Raw genomic sequence first — 21,153 nt, 5'->3', positions numbered from 1 at the left:
AGATCGAGAGGCTCTTTACCGACTTGTCTGCCACTTGGCCGAAATTCGATGGTTTTGTCCACGCGATTGGCTACGCACCACGCGAGGCGATTGCCGGAGACTTTTTGGACGGCTTGTCACGCGAAGGCTTCAAGATCGCCCACGACATCAGTGCTTACAGTTTTCCGGCCATGGCCAAGACAGCCCTGCCCTACCTGAACGACAAGTCGGCTGTGCTGACCCTGACTTACTTGGGTGCCATCCGGACAGTGCCCAACTACAACACCATGGGCCTCGCCAAAGCCAGTTTGGAAGCTTCGGTCCGCTACTTGGCCGAATCATTGGGCAGCCAAAACCGGGGCCTGCGCGCCAACGGCATTTCAGCCGGTCCTATCAAGACGCTGGCGGCCAGTGGCATCAAGGGTTTCGGCAAGATTTTGTCGGTGGTGGCCGAGGCCTCGCCCATTCGCCGTAACGTGACCATTGAAGACGTTGGGAATGTGGCTGCCTTCATGCTGAGCGACTTGGCAGCGGGCGTGACGGCCGAGATCACCTATGTGGACGGCGGTTTCAGCCAGGTGGTGGGCGGCATTGCCGAGCCCTCGAACACCGCGCCCTGAAAACCAGGGTTTGGCACGCCACGATCTGTTCAAACCCAAACCCTCGGTTGGCCTTTGGGCGACAGCTTGAACCGCCGAGGGTCTGGATAATCCATCTATGTCTGAAACAGCTCCGCTCAACGCACCCCGTTCAAAAACAGATTTGTTCTTGTCCTTCACCGTGCTGGCGCTGCAAGGTTTCGGTGGGGTTTTGGTGGTTGTCCAGCGTGAATTGGTGGAAAAAAAGCGCTGGATGACGCAGGCCCAGTTTGTGGAGGACTGGGCGGTTGCTCAAATCATGCCGGGCCCCAATGTGGTCAATTTCTGCCTGATCATCGGCGGACGTCACTTTGGTTTGGGCGGTGCGCTGGCTTCTTTGGCGGGCTTGTTGTTGGCACCTTTGGCTGTGGTGTTGATCTTGGCATCGGTGTTCGGTGGCGTGTCCGATGCACCGTGGGCGCAAGGGGCCTTGCGCGGAATGGGAGCGGTTGCAGCCGGAATGATTGCGGCCACGGGCATCAAGCTGATCAGTGCTTTGAAGCTCAACCCGATGGGCATGTTGGCCTGTTTTTCGGTGATGCTGAGCACCTTTGTGTGCGTGGGTTTGTTGCGTTGGCCCTTGCTTTGGGTGTTGCTGGGCATTGGCTCCTTGGCCTGTGCATGGGCTTACATGCAATTGAGCAAATTGGCCGCCAGTGAGGCGTCATCATGAACCTCAGTTTGCAATTGAGCTTGAGTGATTGGGTGGCCTTTTTTAACCACTTTTTGTCGCTTTCGCTTTTGGCGATCGGCGGTGCCATCATCACGGCGCCCGACATGCACCGATTTTTGGTGGACCAAAACGAGTGGCTAACAGAGCAACAGTTCAGCTCTTCCATTGCATTGGCCCAAGCATCCCCCGGACCCAACGTCCTTTTTGTGGCGGTGATGGGCTGGAACGTGGGGCTGAACGCCGGAGCCGGTCTCGGGGGGGGCTCGATGAGCGTAGCTTTGTCGGGCTTGGGTGTTTTCCTGAGCCTTTTGGGCATCATGCTGCCCTCTTCTGTGTTGACCTACACCACTACCCGATGGGCCCACCGTCACCGTGACAAGCGCGGCATCAAAGCCTTCAAATTGGGCATGGCCCCGGTGGTGATTGCTTTGTTGGTGTCTACGGGGTGGCTCTTGACAGCCAGCCATAACAACCCCGCCAAAGACTGGCCTTTGTGGCTGTTGACCCTGGTCTCAATGTTGCTGGTTTGGCGTACCCGAATTCACCTGCTGTGGCTGATTGGGGCGGGTGCCGTGATCGGGGCTTTGGGGTGGATCTGATGGCGAGTCGCCGAGTTCAGCGTGGGCTTTCGAAAAAGACCGTGTTCGAGTAATCGCTGACCTCGAAATAGACCTTTTTCTCGCCAGGGTCGACCACCATGTTGAAGTTCTCATCCAGCACCCCATAGCCATAACGGTAAGCCCTTGGCTGTTTGTCATCGGTGCCCAAAGCGGTGCTGACTTTGTCCACCTGGATGAAGCGACGAACCAGTTTGTCACCTGCGTAAACCTCCATCACGCCATTGGTGCCCGTCCAGTTTTGAATGCCTCTGCTGAATTTGTTTTGCTGCTCTTGCGTGCATGCGGACAAAAGGACCGTCAAAACGGACAGCAGACTCAAGGAAAAGAAGCTTGGACGGGACATGGCAGGTTGAAAAAAAATTGAAAAGAGGAAAACGTTCAGCTGCGTTGCCGCAGTGCTTCATAGAGGCACACACCACTGGCCACCGACACGTTCAAACTTTCGACGGCACCGCGCATGGGGATGCTGACCAGTTCGTCGCAGTTTTTGCGGGTCAACTGCCGCATGCCACTCCCTTCAGCGCCCAAGACCAAAGCGGTGGGGACTTTCAGGTCGGCTTGGTAAATGTGGCGCGTGGCATCGTCACTGGTGCCAATGACCCAAATGTTGCGCTCTTTGAGCTCGCCCAGCGTTCGGGCCAAATTGGTGACCATGAAATAAGGCATGGTTTCGGCCGCGCCACTGGCCACTTTGGCCACCGTGGCATTGATGCCAGCGGCATGGTCTTTGGGAGCAATCACGGCATGCGCCCCAGCGCCATCGGCCACCCGCAAACAAGCACCCAGGTTGTGCGGGTCGGTCACGCCATCCAACACCAAGAGCAAAGGCGGGCCTTCAACAGAATCCAGCAAATCATCTAAGGAGTGGTTTTGCGGGATCGGGGCTACCAAAGCGACCACGCCCTGGTGACCATGACCACCGGCCAGTTTGGCCAAGCGCTCTGCGTCCGATTCGATCATTTTCATGCCCGAATCACGGGCCTTGTCGATGAACTGGCGCATGCGGGCGTCTCGGCGTGTGACCTCGAAATGGATTTCAACAACGGATTGGGGGGCGATCTTGAGGCGAACGCCCACGGCATGAAAGCCGAACAGCACTTTGTGGGATGACATGCCCAGATTATCCTTGTTCCTCAAAGCGACCCCACTTGGCCACCGGAATGGTTTATCCCAGCTTAGAGGATGACTCGCTCAAACGTCCCGCTTGTATAGACAAGATACGTTCGCACTTGGCCGCAAGCTGGCGGTCGTGCGTGACCAGAACCAAAGTCGTGCCCTGCTCGCGGTTGAGCGCGAACATCAAGTCCATGATGGCCTCACCTGTCGCATGGTCCAAGCTGCCTGTCGGTTCGTCGGCCAACAACACATCGGGTTGAACCACAAAAGCCCTGGCCAGGGCCACACGCTGCTGTTCCCCGCCCGATAAAACCTTGGGCAAGTGCTGGAGTCGTTCGCTCAAACCCACGCGCTGCAGCATGGCTGTTGCGGTTTTGCGGGCATCGGGCAGATCGGCCAACTCAAGCGGTAACATCACGTTTTCCAGCGCCGTCAGGTTGGGCATGAGCTGAAAGCTCTGGAACACGAAGCCGACGTGCTGGGCCCGCAAGGCGGCTCGCTCATCCTCTGACAAATCGAACAAGGATTGCCCTGCCAACACCACCTGCCCGCCGCTGGGCGTATCCAATCCCGCCAGGATGGCCAGCAGCGTGCTTTTGCCCGAACCAGAAGCACCGACAATAGCGGCTGTTTCCCCTGCGTTCAATGAGAAATCGATATCGCGCAAAATGTCCAGCCGACCGCTGGCATCCTGCACGCTTTTGGAGATGCCACGCACGGCAATGATGGATTCAGGCATGCACAAACCTTTGTTAAGACGACGCCACTTTAACTGCGCCTTGCTGGCCCTGATCGGCTGGGGCTTTGTGGCGGCTGCGCAAGGCACTTCGGGTCAGCGCGTCTTGGTGGTGGGCGACTCGCTGAGCGCCGAGTATGGCCTCGCCAGAGGCACCGGTTGGGTCGCCTTGCTGCAAAAGCAATTGGCGCAAGAAAAGCCTGGCGTGGAAGTTATCAACGCCAGCATCAGCGGCGACACCACCTCGGGCGGGCGCTCCCGCCTGCCCGCTTTGCTCCAACGACACCAACCCAGCCATGTGGTCATCGAGCTGGGTGGGAATGACGCCCTGCGCGGATTGCCGATGGCCATGACGCAAGACAATTTGCTGGTCATGACAAAGCAAGCCCAAGCGGCCGGGGCCAAGGTGCTGCTTTTGGGCATGCAAATGCCCCCCAATTACGGCCCCGAGATGGCGCGTCAGTTTGAAGCCGCCTTTGCCCATGTGGCCAAAAGCCAAAAAGCGGCACTCGTACCTTTCTTTTTGAAAGGCGTAGGCGACGACGCCGAGCCGCTCAAATGGTTTCAGGCGGACCGCATTCACCCCAACGAAGCCGCTCAACCACGCATGCTGGCCAACGTCTGGCCCACCCTGAAGAAACAACTGAAATGAGCCTTCACCTGATCTCGGCCGCTGATGCGATGGCCCATCTGAACCAGTTTGATGCCATTTTGGATGCGCGCTCCGAAGGCGAACACGCGGAGGATCACCTGCCTGGCGCCCTGAGCTGGCCGTCGCTCAACAACGAAGAGCGCATCCAAGTGGGCACGCTGTACAAACAGGTCAACCCTTTTGAGGCGCAAAAAGTAGGAGCCGCGCTGGTGGCCAAAAACATCGCCCGTCACATCGAAAACCAGGTGATGGACAAGCCCAAAAACTGGCATCCGCTGGTGTACTGCTGGCGCGGGGGCAAGCGCAGCAACTCGCTGGCGCTGATCCTGGGACAAATCGGCTTCAAGGTGCACCTGATCGAAGGCGGCTACAAGGCCTTTCGCAAAGAGGTGATGGAAGACACCCCGCGCCAAGCCCAACGCCTGCAGTTCATAGTCCTTTGCGGACCGACCGGCTCGGGCAAGACCCGTTTGCTGCAAGCCCTCGCGCAACAAGGGGCACAGGTGCTGGATCTTGAAGCCATTGCCTGTCATCGCAGCTCGGTGTTGGGCTTGATTCCGGGCACGCCGCAGCCGACGCAAAAAGCCTTTGACACGCAGGTCTGGGATGCATTGCGAACTTTCAGTGCGGACAAGACGGTGTTTGTGGAGGCCGAAAGCAAAAAGGTGGGAAATTTGGCGGTGCCCGACGCGCTGATGGCTGCCATGCGATCCAGCCCTTGCCTGCGGGTGGAACTGTCGCTGGAAAATCGGGTGAATTTGCTGCTGGAAGACTATGCGTTCTTCACAGAGGACCGCGACTTGTTTGTGGACCGGCTGGAACGCCTGACGGCCTTACGGGGCAAGGCCGTGGTGCAAGCATGGCAAGAACGCATTGAGCGGGGTGAAATGCGTGAGGTGGTGACCGAATTGCTCTCAGGCCACTATGACCCGGGCTATGAAACATCGACAGGCAACAACTTTGTGCATTACGCCCAAGCCCCGCTGGTCACGCCAAAGAGTCACAGCATGGCAGACATGTTGGTTTTGGCGCGTGAGCTGGTGCAAGCCCCTTAAGCGGTAAAAACAGCTGCCTCAGGCTGCTGATGCAGGTGGAACCACCGTGCCCGGCGCTGCATTGTCAACATCGCCCTCTCCGCCCACGATTTCAGAGCCGTCTTCCGCCAACAAGCCCGACTTGCGATCGGACTTGGCCTTGAGCTTTTCTTCTTTTTTGCGTTTCTTGGCCAATTCTTTCTGGCGTTTTTCGAATCCGTAGTTGGGTGTGGCCAAGATGGCTCCTTTAATTTGAGCTGCCCAATGTAACAGCTTCTTCAGGGCTTTCTTCCCAATCGACACTGCCCCGGTACGCATGCCAGCTGGCGTGACCCAGCCATGGCCCCACAACGATGATGCCCAATGCCCAAGGCCACAAGGCTGCGAGCACCAACACGCTCAGCAGCAGGCCCCAAAGCAGCATCACGGCCGGGTGCGAAAAAACCACCCTCATGCTGGTGATCACCGCCGAGATGGCATCGGTGTCACGGTCCAAGATCATGGGAATTGACACCACAGACAGGCCATAAACCATAGCCGCAAACACACCACCGACGGTCAGGTAAACCATCAGAAATTCGATGTTTTGCGGGTTGAAAACCGCCTCGATCACCCCCGTGGTGGAGGGCATGCCGGTGTTGAAGAACACTGCAAACACCACCAGCGACGCCCTGCCCCACAGCAACTCCAGCACCATCAGAACCAACACCAACATGGCCATGCTGCGGATGTGCTGGTCCCAGCACATCAATGAACTGGCCATGTCCGGCAATTCGCCCCGTTCGCGTTTTCGACTGACCTCGTACAAACCCATCGCTAAGAACGGCCCCACCAGCAAGCAACCAGAAACCAATGTCAAGGTGTACTCGGGCTTGTGCTTGAACACCAAGGCCAACACCTGAGCCATGCCCCAAAAACACAGGCCATAGAACAGCGCAATGCCCGGGTGCTGGCGCATGTCTTTCAGGCCCCGTGCCAGCCATGAAAAAGGGGCTGCATAACCCAAGGGGCGCATGTTTGCGAGCGGCCCCACGGGCAGCGGCGGCACATAAGGCGTGGCCATGGTGGGCAGGTTGGCATCATGCTCAATGGACTTGTCTGCGTTCATGACCATGTGGTGCTCCCAAAAATGAGGTGTTCAGGGTAAGGCCACTGGCAGAGTTTGAACAGTGATGAATGAGACCAACCAAGGGCTGAATGCCAATAAATCGCAAGTCGGCCAGCTCAAGCGGTCAGGCGATGGGCAAATGCGCCTGAACGGCTTGATGCAGGTCAAGAATCAGGTCGTGTGCAGACTCCAGACCCGTTGAAAAACGCACCAGGGTGCCAGGCCTCAAATGGCTGGGCCACGTGGAGCGCATCGAAGCGATGTCGTAGGGCACCACCAAACTCACGGGTCCGCCCCAGCTGTAACCAATTTTGAAAAGTTTCAGTCCATCACAAAACGCGTCAACTTGGGCTTGACTGAAACGCGCGTCAATCATGACGCTGAACAAGCCAGCCGCCAGTCCTTGGCCCGTATTGCGATCGCACAAGGCTTGCCAATGGGCATGACCTGGCGAGCCCTCAAAGGCTGGATGCATGAGTTGCGAGCATTGTGATTGGGTTTGCCACCATGCGGCCAACGCACGGGCCGTTTGGTCATGGGCCTTGTAACGGAGGTCCATGCTGGGCAAGGAGCGCAAAACAGTTTCAGCGTCATTGGCGGCCACGCCCAGCCCCAGACGCATGTGGCAAAGTTTGATTTTCAAATGCAATGCCGCATCCCGTGTGATGACGCTGCCCATGAGCACATCACCTCCGCCACTGGGGTATTTGGTCAAAGCATGCGCACTGATGTCCACTGACAAACTGCCTTGGCTGCCAGACTCAGATGGGGTCAATGCCGCATCTTCCAACAAATCAAAGGGCTTGAAGGCCAATCCGGCCCCCCACGTATTGTCGAGCGCACATAAAACGCCATGCGCTCGGCAACGGCGGACCAACTCGGGCAAATTGGGAAATTCCATGCTCACCGAACCCGGAGCTTCTAGCCAAACCAAGCGCGTTTGCGGCGTGATGTGGCGCGACAGGTCCTCAGGGTCCATGGGGTCATAAAAGCGGTGCGAAATGCCAAAGTGACGCAACTCGCCTTGAGCCAATGCCTTGTTGGGACCGTAGGCATTGTCGGGTATGAGCACCTCATCGCCAGTGGTTAATACAGACAAAGCCACCAAAGCCAGTGCCGCCAGACCACTGGGCACCAAAACGCATTGCAGCCCCCCCTCTAAAGCACACAAGCGCTCTTCCAGCAAATAAGTGGTGGGAGTGCCATGCAAGCCGTAGGTGTAGGAGGACTTGTCCTTCCACTCACGCTGTCTCATGGCTGCTACCGATGGAAAGTAAACGGTCGACGCCTTGAAAACACCGGGTTGAGGTGCCTCAAAACCGCTTGGTGCAAGGTAGGGATGGTGGATCAGACCCGTCGACAGGTGGGGTAACAATGGTTTTTGGGGTTTGTCATGCATTCGCCAATCCTAATGCAAACAGCCTCCGAAAGGAGGCTGCATGCAGAGCAATGCGGGTAAATCTGAAGAGAATCACACGCTCCATTTTTCGAGCAGTTTTTCGGGACGGATGGCGTCGTAGGGCTCAAAAGGCTGGTGAATCCAGGGGTTGGTGGGCAAGTCCTCGATCGAATAATCGGGCTTGAATGTAGAAACACCCTTGGTCCAGATGACGGCAGTGCGCAGCTCGGTCACGGGCTTGTAATTGTTCTTGAGTTGGTCAACCACCGCACGCAAGGTGTGACCGGTATCGGCCAAGTCGTCCACCAACAAAACCTTGCCGGCAATCTCGCCTTTGGGCGTGGTGATGTAACGGGCGATGTCCAGGTGGCCTTGTACCGTGCCGGCTTCAGCCCGGTACGAGCTGGTGGACATGATGGCCAAGGGCTTGTCAAAGATGCGCGAAAGGATGTCACCTGGGCGCATGCCGCCACGGGCCAGACACAGGATGTTGTCAAATTGCCAGCCAGACTGGTGGATTTTGATGGCGAGTTTTTCGATGAGGTTGTGGTACTCGTCGTAGCTCACGTACAGGTGTTTGCCGTCTTCGGTCAACATGGGAGGAACTCCGTCAAAAGGTGGGGAAAAACAAGTCTACTGTCCGCTGGTTCAAGCTGCAAAGGGGTTGTGCAGCAAGATCGTGTGGTCACGGTCAGGGCTGGTGGACACCACGTGCACGGGCACGCCGGTCACTTCGGCAATGCGGTCCAGGTAATAACGGGCCGTAGCAGGCAGCTTGTCCATTTCGGTCACGCCCACGGTGGTCTCGGTCCAGCCGGGAATCACTTCGTAAATCGGTTTGCAGCGGGCGATCTCGTCCGCGCCCATGGGCAGGATGTCGATGATCTCTCCGTCGAGCTCGTAGCCGGTGCACAAAAACAATTCTTTCAAGCCGTCGAGTACATCGAGTTTGGTGATGCACAAACCACTCAAACCGTTGACCTGAGCACTGCGCTTGAGCAAAGCCGCATCAAACCAGCCGCAGCGACGTGAACGGCCGGTGGTCACGCCTTTTTCTGCACCCACGGTAGACATGTGGTGGCCGGGCGTGCCGGGGGTTTCCCAATCCAGCTCGGTGGGGAAAGGTCCGCCACCCACGCGGGTGCAGTACGCCTTGGTGATGCCCAAGATGTAGTGCAGCATGCCCGGGCCCACACCCGCACCTGCTGCGGCATTGCCCGCCACGCAGTTGCTGGACGTCACAAACGGGTAGGTGCCGTGGTCCACATCCAGCAAAGTGCCTTGCGCGCCTTCGAACAGCAAATTGGCTCCGGCTTTATGAGCATCGTTCAACTCACGCGAAACATCGGCCACCATGGGCAGCAGCTCTTTGGCGTAAGCCATGGCTTCGTTGTAAGTGGCGGCAAAGTCGACGGGCGAAGCGCCCAGAATGTTGACGAGAATTTCGTTGTGCAAAGCGAGGTTCTCGCGCAGTTTGGTGGCGAAACGCTCGGGGTATTTGAGGTCTTGCACACGCAATGCGCGGCGCGCCACTTTGTCTTCGTAAGCAGGCCCAATGCCGCGGCCAGTGGTGCCAATTTTGGCGGTACCGGCTTTTTCCTTGGCTGCTTCGCGGCCCACGTCCAATGCAACGTGGTAGGGCAGGATCAGTGGGCAGCCCTCGCTCACGCGCAAGCGCGAACGTACCTCAACCCCTGCCTTTTCAAGTCCCGCAATTTCTTCGAGCAATTTGGGCACCGACAGCACCACACCGTTGCCGATGTAGCACTTGACGCCCGGGCGCATGATGCCACTGGGAATCAGGTGCAAAGCGGTTTTGACGCCGTTGATGACCAGAGTGTGGCCAGCGTTGTGCCCGCCCTGGAAACGCACTACGCCTTGGGCGCTTTCGGTCAACCAGTCCACCAGTTTGCCTTTGCCCTCATCGCCCCATTGGGTGCCGACAACGACCACGTTACGGCCTTGCTTCATGTTCATGCTTGAAATGTTCTTTCTCAAAGAGCCTTTACCACCCATTGCCCAGCCGCTTCAACCAGTTCGCGGTCACAATGGAATTCGTCGATTTCACTTTCATGGCCTGGCAACACACAGACCACCGTCTCGCCACGGCTGCGCAACGAAGTAATGGCCGCGCGCAAAGAAGTGGATGAACCCCAAGGTGCACGGATGGCAGCGCGCAAAGGCAGTGGCTTGACTGCAGCCACCAACTCTTTCAAGTCCATACTGAAACCCACTGCCGGACGGTCGCGGTCGATTCGGTGACCGAAAACAGCACCTACACCGTCATAACGCCCACCCCGAGCCAAAGCATCAGATGCGTCTTGGGCATAAATGGCAAAGCGCATGCCGCTGTAATAAGCGTAACCGCGCGAATCGCCCAAATCAAAGCTCACGGCAACATCAGGAATTTGTGACGCTAACCAACGCATCTGCGCCAAAGCCTGCGAGATTTCAGGGTATGCCGGCAACCGTGAGGCGGCCAAGTCCAGCACACTCAAATCCCCATACAAGCCAAGCAAAGCCAGCAAACCATCGCGCGATTGAGAAGACAGTGCTTTGCAAAGGCTTGACAAGCCTGAAGCATCCTTACGAGCCAAGGCGGCGTGGATGTCGTGCCGAAGCTGATCACTCAAGACCTCATCGCGCAGCAAACGGTTGACGATGCGGGCATCGGCCAGATCGACCTGCAAACGACTTGCACGTCCGGCAGTCAGGCAGTCCAAAGCCAAGTGAAGGATTTCCAGGTCGGCCTCGGGGCCAGCATGACCGTAGATTTCAGCCCCAAGTTGCAAGGGCTCACGGCTTGCATGTGGACGCGCCGGACGGGTGTGCAAAACAGGGCCGCAATAACACAGACGGGTCAGCGCAGTCCGACCCAGCAAATGGGCATCGATTCGCGCCACTTGGGGTGTGGTATCAGCGCGCAAACCCAGAGTTCGCCCAGACAGTTGGTCGACCAGTTTGAAGGTTTGCAAGTCCAAGGCTTCTCCCGTGCCGGTCAGCAGGGATTCCAAATGTTCAAGAATCGGAGGAATAACCAACTCGTAGCCATAGCCACGGGCGGTATCCAACAGTTCGCGGCGGAGTTCTTCGATGTGACGAGCTTCTGAGGGCAAGACATCGGCAACGTGATCCGGGAGGACCCAAGCAGACATGAGGGGATGGGGGGAGACGGTTAAAAACGGGATTTTACCGGGTTGCCGGTGGGTTTTTCCGCAGAGGGGCCGTCAAAAGGTCCTGAATTGAAACAAAGGCGAAAAACGAGGACCGAAGCGTTAGATTCAGGACCTCAAGCGAGAAACCAAATCACGAACATGCCAGCCATCACCATCAGCATGCCGAAAAAGCGAATCTGGCCGTCTTCCATTTTGAGCATTTGCTCAAACAAGCTTTTCCAAAGGCGCGGCAAAACCATGGGCATCAGACCTTCCAGTATGAGCATCAAGCCCAAAGCCAAAAGGAAGGATGCCAACAAGCCTTACTTTCGAGCCGGTGCGCTGCCGGGTGTGCCCCGCATGCCTTTGAAAAACTCTGAACTGCCGGGGTCCAGAACCATGACATCGCCTTTGCTGTTGAAGCTGGACTTGTAAGCTTCCAAACTCCTGTAAAACTGAGCGAACTGGGGATCACGGCCGAAAGATTCGGCATACAAGCGGGCAGCCATGGCATCTCCCTCGCCTTTGATTTTCTGGGCATCGCGGTAGGCATTGGCCACAGTGACCTCACGCTGACGGTCTGCATCCGCACGGATTTTTTCACCCTCCGCAGCGCCCGTAGAGCGCAATTCATTGGCCACACGCTTGCGCTCGGCTTCCATACGACGATAAACAGATTCGGTGATCGTATCTACGTAATCGGCACGTGTGATGCGAACATCCACCACATCGACACCCCAAGGCTTGGCACCACGAACGACAGCGAGGACATCCTCTTTGACATCGTCCATCAACTCTTCACGTTTGAGGGACAACAAGTCTTTGACGGTACGCTTGTTGATTTGCTCTTGAAAAGCATTTCGAACCACACGGTTGAGTTGGCTGGTTCCTGCCTTCTCATCCAAACCCACATTTCGAATGTAGGCCTGAGGATCGGTGATGCGCCAGCGAACATACCAATCAATGACCACACGCTGTTTTTCAGCGGTGAGCATGGGTTCGTTGTCAGGGCTGTCCAAGGTCAGCAAACGTTTGTCAATGTAGTTGACGTTCTGCAGAGGTGGAGGCAACTTGAAATGCAAGCCTGGCTCTGTGATCACTTCCTTGATCTGACCCAGGGCATAGACAACACCAAACTGACGCTGGTCCACCACAAAAAGTGTTGAGCTCAAAAGCGCGAACAAAACCAGTGCGCTGGAAATCCACAATCCGATGCGATTCATTTTCTTAGTCCTTATCGTGGATCGCGGTCGCGCGAACGTTGTGAATCCCTGGAACGCGTTTCGGTCGAGACAGAACTCGCGTTGCCACTGGCAGCAGGGGCAACGTCCATGACAGGGGGGGTGACTTGGGACACCTGCTGCATGATTTTGTCAAGCGGGAGGTACAAGAGGTTGGAGCCCTGCTTGCTGTCCACCAAAACTTTGGTCACATTGGTGTAAATCTGCTGCATGGTGTCTGTGTACATGCGGTCACGCATGACTTGCGGCGATTTTTGGTACTCAGGCAAGATGGTCTTGAAGCGTTGCGCATCACCTTCCGCTTGGGCCACGATGCGTTCACGGTAGGCGTCGGCCTCTTCTTTCAGTCGAGATGCCGCACCCACGGCTCGGGGAACCACATCGTTGGCGTAAGCCTGTGCTTCGTTTTTCGCTCGCTCACGCTCTTGACCTGCCTTCAAAACATCGTCAAACGCAGACTGAACCTGCTCGGGAGGACGAACTCCGCCCTGTTGCAGGTTGATGCCAACCACTTCAATACCGACCTTGTACAAGTCAAGAATGGTCTGCATTTTTTCACGAACGCGAGGGGCGATCTGGTCGCGCTCCTCAGCCAAAGCCGAATCCATACGCATTTTGCCAACCACCTCGCGCACAGCGGTTTCAGCCGACTGGACCACCGCTTGAGTGGGGTCGCGGCTTTCAAAAAGGTATGCACGAGCATCGTTCAGTCGGTATTGAACTGCAAACTTGATTTCAACGATATTTTCGTCTTCGGTGAGCATGGCCGACTCACGCAGGCCAGTGGCCTTGATGATGTTGTCACGGCCAATGTCAACCGACCGGATTTGAGTCACAAACACCAACTCGTGACGCTGAACCGGGAAAGGCATACGCCAGTTGAAACCAGCGCTGACAGTGGAGTGGTATTTGCCAAACTGTGTGATCACAGCCTGCTGACCTTCTTGCACAATGAAAAAGCCTGTGGCCAACCAAACCAACAAAGCACCACCCAGAATCACCCCGATGCCTAGGTTTTTGATGAAGGCTGGAATTTCGGGTCCACCTGATCCACCACCAGACCCCCCTGGGCCTTGAGGACGTTGAGGTTCACCTTTGCCACCGAAAATTTGTCCCAATTTCCGGTTGAAATCACGCCACAACTCATCCAAATCCGGTGGACCGCTTTGTTGCTGTGGAGGGCGTCCAGGAGGCTGCTGCCACGCATCGGGCTTGGGCCCCGGTGGTGGCACATCGTTACCCGACTTGGCGCCCGATTCGTTGGACGACTTGTCATCGTCACGACCCCAGCGAGGGTCGTTCAAATTGAACATGCCTCTAATCTTTGCAGGCAGCAAGGACCATCGAAGGGGTGGAAGGTTGAAATTCATGGTTTTTATCTTTGTCAATGTGACGAAACAGCATTGTGCCGAAAATGAAGGCCTCTCAAGGCGTGCCGCCCAGATATTCCCGCCCAATGTCACGGGGATCGGGCTCCGAAGGTTCCAAGGAAGGATGCGCGGTTTTGACGATCTCAGACAAAACGGTCCGCAACCCCGGCAAGCCCAAACCGCTGTGAGCACTCAAAAACACACGTAAAACGGGCATGCCATTCAAATCGTACTGATCTTGTAGTTCCAAGGGGTAACGATCATTGTCCAGTGCATCAATTTTATTGAATACCAAGAGTTGGGACACTTGATCGGCACCAATATCAGACAAAACTTTTTGCACCTCGGCCATCTGTTCCGGAAAATCTGGGTTAGACGCATCCACCACGTGCAGCAACAAATCAGCCTCGGTGGCTTCTTGAAGTGTGGCTTGGAAAGCCTCCACCAAACCGTGTGGCAAATCACGGATGAAACCTACGGTATCGGACAAGGAAACAGATCGACCCGCTTCACCCAAGTAAAGCTGGCGGGTGGTGGTATCCAGCGTTGCAAAAAGTTGGTCGGCCGCATAAGCCCTGGCTTTGACCAAAGCGTTAAACAGAGTGGACTTGCCAGCGTTGGTGTAGCCCACCAAAGAGATATTGAAAGTGTCTCGCCGATCCCGTTGACGGCGCTGGGTGTTGCGCTGGCGCTTGACTTTGACCAAGCGCTCTTTGATGCGTTTGATCGAGTCTTGGATCATGCGCCTGTCGAGCTCAATCTGCGTCTCACCAGGACCGCCGCGCATGCCAATGCCACCGCTTTGTCGTTCAAGGTGTGACCAACGCCGAACCAAACGGGTGCTCAGGTACTGCTGACGGGCCAACTCGACTTGCAACTTGCCTTCGTGGCTGCGGGCTCTTTGACCAAAAATTTCCAAAATCAGCAATGTCCGGTCATTGACAGGCAGGCCAATGTGTCTTTCAAGATTGCGCTGCTGGGCAGGACTCAGGGCTTGGTCGAAAAGAATTTCAACTGCGCCATGAAGCAATGCCAAAGATTTTATTTCATCGGCTTTCCCGCTGCCGACAAAAAGTGCAGCGTCTGGCGCTTTGCGTTTGCAGGTCAAACTTGCGACAGGTTTTAGCCCCGCTGTTTTGGCCAATAGACCCAACTCGACCAAGTCGGCATCAAAGTGAGGCAAGCCAAAATCAACACCGATCAAAAGCGTCGGTGCTGTTTTTTTCGAGGATGAATCAGACAAATTCAGCGACCTTCGGTGGTCACAAAAACCACCCTCACCACGAGGGGCATGATCAGGCTGTGATTTCGCCAGTTTCAGGTGTACTGAAAGTGACAGAGCGGCCTGGAACGATGGTCGAAATGGCGTGTTTGTAAACCATCTGGGTCACCGTGTTCCGCAGCAACACGACGTATTGATCGAATGACTCAATCTGACCCTGCAACTTGATGCCGTTGACCAAATAAATGGACACAGGCACATGCTCTTTGCGCAGTGCATTCAGAAAGGGGTCTTGCAAAAGTTGACCTTTGTTGCTCACGATATTCTCCGTGTTCAGAAGTTTGAAAGTCTTGACCTTACCACAGGGCACAACACCGCCGAGCGAGAAAGACGGATTCCCTCGATACTCAACTGGCTTCCTTGCCTGCAAAAGGATTGGTTGATGTTTTCATTTCAATCCGAAGCGGGGTACCGGAAAGCTTGAACGCCTTGCGAAAGCGTCCCTCTAGAAAACGTTTGTAGGTGTCTGTGACATGCTCCAGTGAGTTGCCGTGCACCACGATCACAGGTGGATTCATCCCCCCTTGATGGGCATAACGCAGCTTGGGGCGGAACATGCCGCCGCGCTGGGGACTTTGAAACTGAACGGCCTCAAGCAATAGACGCGTCAAGATGGGCGTACTCATCTTGCACATGGCCGCTTTGTGAGCTTGAACGATCGATGCCCAAACTGGACCCAAACCCTGACGTTTTTTGGCAGAGATGAAATGCACGTTGGCAAAGCTTAAAAATGGCAAGCGCGTTTCAATTGAACGCTGCACCAATTGGCGCTGATATTCATCGACCGCGTCCCATTTGTTGACCGCCAAAACCATCGCACGACCACTCTCTAGGGCGTAACCAGCAATGTGGGCATCTTGGTCAGTGACGCCCTGCTCTGCGTCCAGCAGCAACAAGACCACGTTCGCTGACTCAATGGCCTGCAGGGTTTTTACAACAGAAAACTTTTCGATCGCCTCAAACACTTTGCCCTTACGGCGCAATCCAGCGGTGTCAATCAGCTCGAACTTTTGGCCTTGTTTTTCAAACGGCACCGATATCGCATCCCGGGTGGTGCCAGGCATGTCAAATGCAACCAATCGCTCTTCACCCAACCAGGTGTTGATCAGAGTGGACTTGCCCACATTGGGGCGCCCTGCCACGGCCAATTTGATGACCGAGGGGTCTTCTTCGGTCTCTTCAGGTTCGTCAGGTAAATGCAGGGACTCGAACGCCAGTTCCACCAAGCCGCGTGTGCCCTGACCGTGAGCAGCCGAGATGGCGATCACCTCGCCCAAACCCAGCTCGTAAAACTCGGTCAACTGGATGCCTTCGAGCATGCCTTCGGCCTTGTTGGCCACCAGCAAACAAGGTTTGCCGATCTTGCGCAGGTATTTGGCGATGTCGTGGTCTTGCGCTGAAAGCCCGCCACGGGCGTCCACCACAAAAATGACGATGTCAGCCTCGGCCACAGCCTGCTGAGTCTGCTTGGCCATTTCTTTGTAAATACCCGAGCTGGCGTCCGGCTCGAACCCCCCGGTGTCGATGACGATGAATTCTTGACGACCTTGTTTGCCATTGCCGTAATGACGGTCACGGGTCAGGCCTGCGAAATCAGCCACGATGGCATCCCGACTCTTTGTGAGGCGGTTGAACAGCGTGGATTTGCCCACATTGGGGCGGCCAACGAGGGCCAATACAGGTTTCACTTAAAAATTTTCCGATCCATCATTCAGGGCGAAATCCGAAAATGCCCCCGGTGCGTGTCACCACCACCAACATCTGTCCTGCCCAAATGGGCTTACCCGTGATGGCACTCCCATCAGTGGCCACGCGCTGCAAGGCCTTCCCGTCTTGTGGTGACAAGAAATGGACCCAGCCCTCTTGATCGCCCACCACCACGGCATTGTTCAACAGCAAAGGCAAGCTCAGACCACGGAAACGCAGGGCATCTTGTGACCAAAGAGGGTTTCCTGTGCTGCGTTGCCAAGCCAAAATTTTGCCATCTGACTCCACGCCCACAAGAGATTGTTCGTTGCCATCCAAACCTTGATGACCTTGGGCTGGGCGGGACCAGAGCATGCGGCCCGTCAGACCATCCAGACAAGCGACGGATGTTTGAAACGAGCGCACGCAAAGTGAATTTCCTTGCCGACTGGCACCAGCCACCAAATCGACCAAACGCTCGACTTCATTCGTCCCGCGTGTGACTCCCACCAAAGTCTCCCAGCGAACAGCACCTGTCAATGGGTTCAAGGAGGCCAAGCGACCGCCCCACCCCACCAAAAGGTTGTCCCCCAATGGCATCAACAAACCTGCCTGACGGAGAAGCAATGGATCGCTTGGACGCTGTTGGCCCCAAAGGCGTTGACCGGTATCGGCATCAAAAGCAGCCACGGCTCTGTCACCCGTCATCACGAACACACGATCGCCCGCTACCAAAGGAGGGGTGTAGGACAAAGCGGGCAAGACTTGACGCCACAACACCTGTCCGCCCTGCACGACAACCAATTCGTTGGCTTGGGTCACCACTGCAAAGCGACGGCCATCTCCTCCAACACCGGCTTGTATCGGCGTGTTCAGGTTGATCCGCCAAACATCACGCCCGCTGAGGACGTCAATCACAGCCAACTGCCCTTGCGCAGAAGCCAATGCAAGCTGCTGACCGTGCACCGAGGCGAGCAAATGATGAGAAGTGACTCCCACTTGAGATTTCCAAGCGGGCTGAACCTTGAAGCTGCCTGTGACCAAGGGCAATGGCGAGGCCTTGGGTTTTTCAGGAGCACTGGAACAAGCGCTTACGAGCAAAACAAAGCCCACGGCCAGAAGCCGCGAAACAACTGACAAGAATGGCTGGGTCACTTGGCGTTTCCTGATGGTGAGGTGGCTTGCGGGTCAACACCCAAGGCATTGAGCTTGGCCTCCACCAAACGACGGTAGTCAGGAATTTCGCTCAACTCATCCCAAGCTTTTTTGTAAGCAGTGAGCGCTTCTGACTTTTGATCTTTGGCGGTCAAAATGTCGCCCTTCAAATCCGAAGCCAAGCCCATCAAAGACGGAACCATGGGTTGGGCCAACTGAGCCAAGGCATCGTCCAAAGAGCCATCATCCAGCAAAAGTGCCGACAAACGCAGACGGGCAATGTCACGGTAAGCGGGCTCAGGCGCTGCGCCGACAACCCATTTAAGGGCAGCTTGCGCTTCCACGGATTTGCCTTGTGAGCTCAAGAATTTGGCCGCCAGCAAAGAAGCCTGGTGGGCGAACAAGGTGCCAGAGTATTTGTCTTTGATGTCCGCCAAGCTGCGCTGTACACGGGCCAAATCACCCGCAGTGGCCGACCTCTCCACCTCATCAAAGAGAATGGCTGCTTTGGCGGCCTGATCGCGCTGCCAGTATTGGTAGCCATTCCAAGCGGCATAAGCGCCCAAAATGACGATCAAAACCCAAGAGATCAGGTTGCCGTATTTCTTCCAATAGTGCTTGATCTGGTCAAGTTGTTCTTGTTCTTCGAGGTCGAGGGCTTTGGCCATGGTGTATGGATTATTTGGTAAAAATCAAGAGGGGGATTGTAGGCTGTGGGCCCAGTCTGCCACCCTGCCCAGAGACTCGGTGCGTTGGGCACCTTCGCCGTCGCGCAAGGATTTCACGGCCACCTGACCCAAGGCCAACTCTTCGGCCCCAAAAACCAAGGCAAAGCGGGCACCCGAACCGTCGGCTTTTTTGAATTGAGACTTCATACTGCCCATGCCCTCGCCGCTGCCTGCATGCATTTGGGCCGACAAGCCGCAGGCGCGCAGGGTTTGCAGCACCTGCATCGCCACGGGCAAGGCCGCAGTCTCGGGGATGATGGCATACACATCGGGTGTCATATCGGGTAAGGCCTCACCCTGCTCCTTGATGAGTTCGAGCACGCGCTCGACCCCCAAAGCCCAGCCCACAGCGGGTGCGGGCTTGCCGCCGACCTGCTCAATCAGATAGTCATAACGGCCACCGCCGCAAATGGTGCCTTGCGAGCCCAGGCTGGTGGTGATGAACTCGAACACCGTGAGGTTGTAGTAGTCCATACCCCGCACCAAACGCGGGTTGATGCTGTAGGTCACGCCGTTGGCGTCCAAAATCGCCTTGACCGCTTTGAAGTGGGCCAAAGAAGCCTCACCCAAAAAGTCGAGCAAACGGGGCGCGGATTCGACCACGCTTTGCATGGCTGGGTTTTTGGTGTCCAGAATCCTCAGCGGGTTGCTGTGCAGGCGGCGCTTGGCTTCTTCGTCGAGCACATCGCTGTGTTTTTCAAGATGGGCGATCAGCGAGGCGCGGTGCGCTTGGCGTTCAGCCGGCTGGCCCAGGCTGTTGAGTTCCAAGCGCACGTCTTTGAGGCCCAACACCTTCCAAAGGTCATTGGCCAGCAAGATCAGCTCGGCATCCACTTCAGCACCACCAAAACCCAGCACCTCAGCGCCAATCTGGTGGAATTGGCGGTAGCGGCCGCGCTGCGGGCGCTCGTGGCGGAACATGGGGCCCATGTAATACAGGCGCTTGCCACCTTCGTACAGCAGGTTGTGCTCGACCACCGAGCGCACCAGCCCTGCCGTGCCTTCGGGGCGCAGGGTCAGTTGCTCACCGTTCAAGCGGTCTTCAAAAGAGTACATCTCCTTTTCGACGATATCGGTCACCTCGCCCAAGCCTCGCACAAACAAAGGCGTGGGCTCAACGATGGGCAAACGCACATTGCGGTAGGCGTAGCGCGCCATCAAAGCGCGCACCTGGCTCTCCAGCCACTCCCAGCGCGCCGAGTCGGGCGGCAGGATGTCGTTCATGCCCTTGACACCCACCAACTTCTGGGCTTTGACTGTCTTGGCCGTGTTTTCTCTCAGCGCTTGGCTCATTTTTTATCAAAAGATCCGGAACCAAAACGGTTCTCAATGTAGTTTTCAACCAGCACCTGAAACTCTTGCGCAATGCCTTCACCGCGCAAAGTCAGCCGCTTTTCGCCATCGATGAACACTGGCGCAGCTGGCGCTTCGCCGGTGCCCGGCAAGCTGATGCCGATGTCGGCGTGCTTGCTCTCCCCCGGGCCATTCACGATACAACCCATGACCGCCACCTTGAGGTTTTCCACCCCGGGGAAACGCACACGCCAAACGGGCATTTGAGCACGCAAAAAATCGTCGATTTGCTTGGCCAGCTCTTGGAAGGTGCTGCTGGTGGTACGGCCGCAGCCTGGGCAAGCGGTCACGCTGGGCACAAAAATACGCAAGCCCAGTGACTGCAATATCTCGGACGCGATCACCACCTCTTGGGTGCGGGCTTCGCCCGGTTGGGGGGTGAGCGACACACGAATGGTGTCGCCTATGCCTTCTTGCAGGAGAACGGACAGCGCTGCCGCCGATGCCACCGTGCCCTTGGTGCCCATGCCCGCTTCGGTCAAACCCAAATGCAACACGTAGTCGGTTCTGCGGCCAAGCTCTCGGTAAACGGAGATCAAGTCCTGAACGCCAGACACTTTGCAGGACAGCGTGATTTGGTCGCCGGATAAACCCATTTCCTCCGCGCGCTGAGCGGAGGAAATGGCCGAAGCTATCAATGCCTCGTACATCACTTGCCGGGATTCCCAAGGCGCTGCACGCTGGCTGTTCACATCCATCAGGTCTGCCAAAAGATCTTGGTCAAGACTGCCCCAATTGACCCCGATGCGGATGGGCTTGTTCCAGCGCATGGCGGCTTCGATCATTTGACCAAATTGAAGGTCCCGCTTATCACCCTTGCCGACGTTGCCTGGGTTGATGCGGTACTTGGAAAGGGTTTCTGCACATGCGGGGTAGTCCGTCAACAAGCGATGGCCGTTGTAATGGAAGTCGCCGATCAAAGGCACATCGATGCCCATTTTGTCGAGTTGATCGCGAATGTGCGGCACCGCTTGAGCGGCCTCAGGGGTGTTGACGGTGATGCGGACCATCTCAGATCCTGCGATCGCCAGCTCTTTGACTTGAATGGCTGTGCCAATGACATCCACGGTGTCCGTGTTGGTCATGGATTGCACCCTGACAGGTGCTCCGCCACCCACGGTGACGACTTTGGAGCCCCAAACCACATTGGATTGCCGACTGACTCGCTTAAGAGGTTTGGCGATTTCAATCGGGCCCGTCAATTTCGAAGTCAAAACCGAAGACATGA

General features: G+C 56.3%; 24 protein-coding genes. 5 read left to right on the top strand and 19 right to left on the bottom strand.

What is annotated here, in order from left to right:
- The 3 genes from ABWQ00_RS09575 to ABWQ00_RS09565 form a co-directional block, all read left to right on the top strand.
- Positions 1-599: SDR family oxidoreductase (locus tag ABWQ00_RS09575; RefSeq protein ID WP_353238439.1), on the top strand; the 599-nt coding region annotated here is incomplete at its 5' end.
- A gap of 97 nt (positions 600-696) precedes the next feature.
- A complete protein-coding gene (locus ABWQ00_RS09570; RefSeq protein WP_353238438.1) occupies positions 697-1,290 on the top strand; it encodes a chromate transporter in 594 nt (197 codons plus the stop codon).
- Positions 1,287-1,889, top strand: coding sequence for a chromate transporter (locus tag ABWQ00_RS09565; protein WP_353238437.1), 603 nt, complete (start codon positions 1,287-1,289; stop codon positions 1,887-1,889). Before ABWQ00_RS09570 ends, ABWQ00_RS09565 begins: the two co-directional genes overlap by 4 nt.
- 16 nt (positions 1,890-1,905) lie before the next feature.
- Here the strand turns inward: ABWQ00_RS09565 and ABWQ00_RS09560 are convergent, their stop codons facing one another.
- The 3 genes from ABWQ00_RS09560 to ABWQ00_RS09550 are packed head-to-tail and all read right to left on the bottom strand — an operon-like array spanning position 1,906 to position 3,765.
- Positions 1,906-2,253: a hypothetical protein gene (locus ABWQ00_RS09560; protein ID WP_353238436.1), complete on the bottom strand. Its 348-nt coding sequence runs from the start codon at positions 2,251-2,253 to the stop codon at positions 1,906-1,908.
- A gap of 35 nt (positions 2,254-2,288) precedes the next feature.
- On the bottom strand, positions 2,289-3,023 hold the full coding sequence (gene rlmB / locus ABWQ00_RS09555) for a 23S rRNA (guanosine(2251)-2'-O)-methyltransferase RlmB (RefSeq protein ID WP_353238435.1): 735 nt from the start codon (positions 3,021-3,023) through the stop codon (positions 2,289-2,291).
- Between the two features lie 52 nt (positions 3,024-3,075).
- Complete coding sequence (locus ABWQ00_RS09550) at positions 3,076-3,765, bottom strand: ABC transporter ATP-binding protein (RefSeq protein WP_353238434.1); 690 nt, start codon at positions 3,763-3,765, stop codon at positions 3,076-3,078.
- Here ABWQ00_RS09550 and ABWQ00_RS09545 point away from each other — a divergent pair.
- Positions 3,764-4,414 (top strand): arylesterase, encoded by a 651-nt coding sequence (locus tag ABWQ00_RS09545; RefSeq protein ID WP_353238433.1) that lies wholly within the window; start codon positions 3,764-3,766, stop codon positions 4,412-4,414. The two genes, ABWQ00_RS09550 and ABWQ00_RS09545, sit on opposite strands and share 2 nt — an antisense overlap.
- A complete protein-coding gene (gene mnmH / locus ABWQ00_RS09540) occupies positions 4,411-5,469 on the top strand; it encodes a tRNA 2-selenouridine(34) synthase MnmH (protein WP_353238432.1) in 1,059 nt (352 codons plus the stop codon). The genes ABWQ00_RS09545 and mnmH overlap by 4 nt, the downstream gene beginning before the upstream one ends.
- A gap of 18 nt (positions 5,470-5,487) precedes the next feature.
- Here mnmH and ABWQ00_RS09535 read toward each other — a convergent pair whose 3' ends face one another.
- The 16 genes from ABWQ00_RS09535 to ispG form a co-directional block, all read right to left on the bottom strand.
- Positions 5,488-5,685, bottom strand: a complete 198-nt coding sequence (locus ABWQ00_RS09535; RefSeq protein WP_353238431.1) for a hypothetical protein — start codon at positions 5,683-5,685, stop codon at positions 5,488-5,490.
- A 10-nt stretch (positions 5,686-5,695) separates the two neighbouring features.
- Entirely contained in the window at positions 5,696-6,556 is an 861-nt protein-coding gene (locus ABWQ00_RS09530) for a DUF2189 domain-containing protein (RefSeq protein WP_502908116.1), read from the bottom strand.
- A 124-nt stretch (positions 6,557-6,680) separates the two neighbouring features.
- A complete protein-coding gene (locus tag ABWQ00_RS09525) occupies positions 6,681-7,955 on the bottom strand; it encodes a PLP-dependent transferase (protein ID WP_353238430.1) in 1,275 nt (424 codons plus the stop codon).
- Positions 7,956-8,027: 72 nt separating this feature from the next.
- A complete protein-coding gene (locus ABWQ00_RS09520) occupies positions 8,028-8,552 on the bottom strand; it encodes a phosphoribosyltransferase (RefSeq protein ID WP_353238429.1) in 525 nt (174 codons plus the stop codon).
- 51 nt (positions 8,553-8,603) lie between these two features.
- The gene (locus ABWQ00_RS09515) at positions 8,604-9,932 is read right to left on the bottom strand and encodes an adenylosuccinate synthase (RefSeq protein ID WP_353238428.1); all 1,329 of its coding nucleotides are present in this window, start codon (positions 9,930-9,932) and stop codon (positions 8,604-8,606) included.
- Positions 9,933-9,949: 17 nt separating this feature from the next.
- A complete protein-coding gene (locus ABWQ00_RS09510; RefSeq protein WP_353238427.1) occupies positions 9,950-11,110 on the bottom strand; it encodes an ATP phosphoribosyltransferase regulatory subunit in 1,161 nt (386 codons plus the stop codon).
- 134 nt (positions 11,111-11,244) lie between these two features.
- Positions 11,245-11,427, bottom strand: coding sequence for a DUF2065 domain-containing protein (locus ABWQ00_RS09505; RefSeq protein ID WP_353238426.1), 183 nt, complete (start codon positions 11,425-11,427; stop codon positions 11,245-11,247).
- A 6-nt stretch (positions 11,428-11,433) separates the two neighbouring features.
- A complete protein-coding gene (gene hflC / locus ABWQ00_RS09500) occupies positions 11,434-12,333 on the bottom strand; it encodes a protease modulator HflC (protein WP_353238425.1) in 900 nt (299 codons plus the stop codon).
- An 11-nt stretch (positions 12,334-12,344) separates the two neighbouring features.
- Positions 12,345-13,721: an FtsH protease activity modulator HflK gene (gene hflK, locus ABWQ00_RS09495; RefSeq protein ID WP_353238424.1), complete on the bottom strand. Its 1,377-nt coding sequence runs from the start codon at positions 13,719-13,721 to the stop codon at positions 12,345-12,347.
- Positions 13,722-13,776: 55 nt separating this feature from the next.
- Positions 13,777-14,964, bottom strand: coding sequence for a GTPase HflX (gene hflX / locus ABWQ00_RS09490; protein ID WP_353238423.1), 1,188 nt, complete (start codon positions 14,962-14,964; stop codon positions 13,777-13,779).
- A gap of 52 nt (positions 14,965-15,016) precedes the next feature.
- Complete coding sequence (hfq, locus tag ABWQ00_RS09485; RefSeq protein WP_019429044.1) at positions 15,017-15,262, bottom strand: RNA chaperone Hfq; 246 nt, start codon at positions 15,260-15,262, stop codon at positions 15,017-15,019.
- A gap of 88 nt (positions 15,263-15,350) precedes the next feature.
- Positions 15,351-16,691: a ribosome biogenesis GTPase Der gene (gene der / locus ABWQ00_RS09480; protein ID WP_353238422.1), complete on the bottom strand. Its 1,341-nt coding sequence runs from the start codon at positions 16,689-16,691 to the stop codon at positions 15,351-15,353.
- Between the two features lie 19 nt (positions 16,692-16,710).
- Positions 16,711-17,844, bottom strand: a complete 1,134-nt coding sequence (bamB, locus tag ABWQ00_RS09475; protein WP_353238421.1) for an outer membrane protein assembly factor BamB — start codon at positions 17,842-17,844, stop codon at positions 16,711-16,713.
- Complete coding sequence (locus ABWQ00_RS09470; protein WP_353238420.1) at positions 17,841-18,512, bottom strand: YfgM family protein; 672 nt, start codon at positions 18,510-18,512, stop codon at positions 17,841-17,843. The genes bamB and ABWQ00_RS09470 overlap by 4 nt, the downstream gene beginning before the upstream one ends.
- 24 nt (positions 18,513-18,536) lie before the next feature.
- On the bottom strand, positions 18,537-19,865 hold the full coding sequence (hisS, locus tag ABWQ00_RS09465) for a histidine--tRNA ligase (RefSeq protein WP_353238419.1): 1,329 nt from the start codon (positions 19,863-19,865) through the stop codon (positions 18,537-18,539).
- Positions 19,862-21,151: a flavodoxin-dependent (E)-4-hydroxy-3-methylbut-2-enyl-diphosphate synthase gene (ispG, locus tag ABWQ00_RS09460; RefSeq protein ID WP_353238418.1), complete on the bottom strand. Its 1,290-nt coding sequence runs from the start codon at positions 21,149-21,151 to the stop codon at positions 19,862-19,864. The genes hisS and ispG overlap by 4 nt, the downstream gene beginning before the upstream one ends.
- Positions 21,152-21,153 lie beyond the last annotated feature (2 nt).

It is taken from the genome of Limnohabitans sp. (assembly GCF_040400975.1).
GTDB lineage: Bacteria > Pseudomonadota > Gammaproteobacteria > Burkholderiales > Burkholderiaceae_C > Limnohabitans_A.
This window is presented reverse-complemented; position numbering and strand designations above follow the sequence as displayed.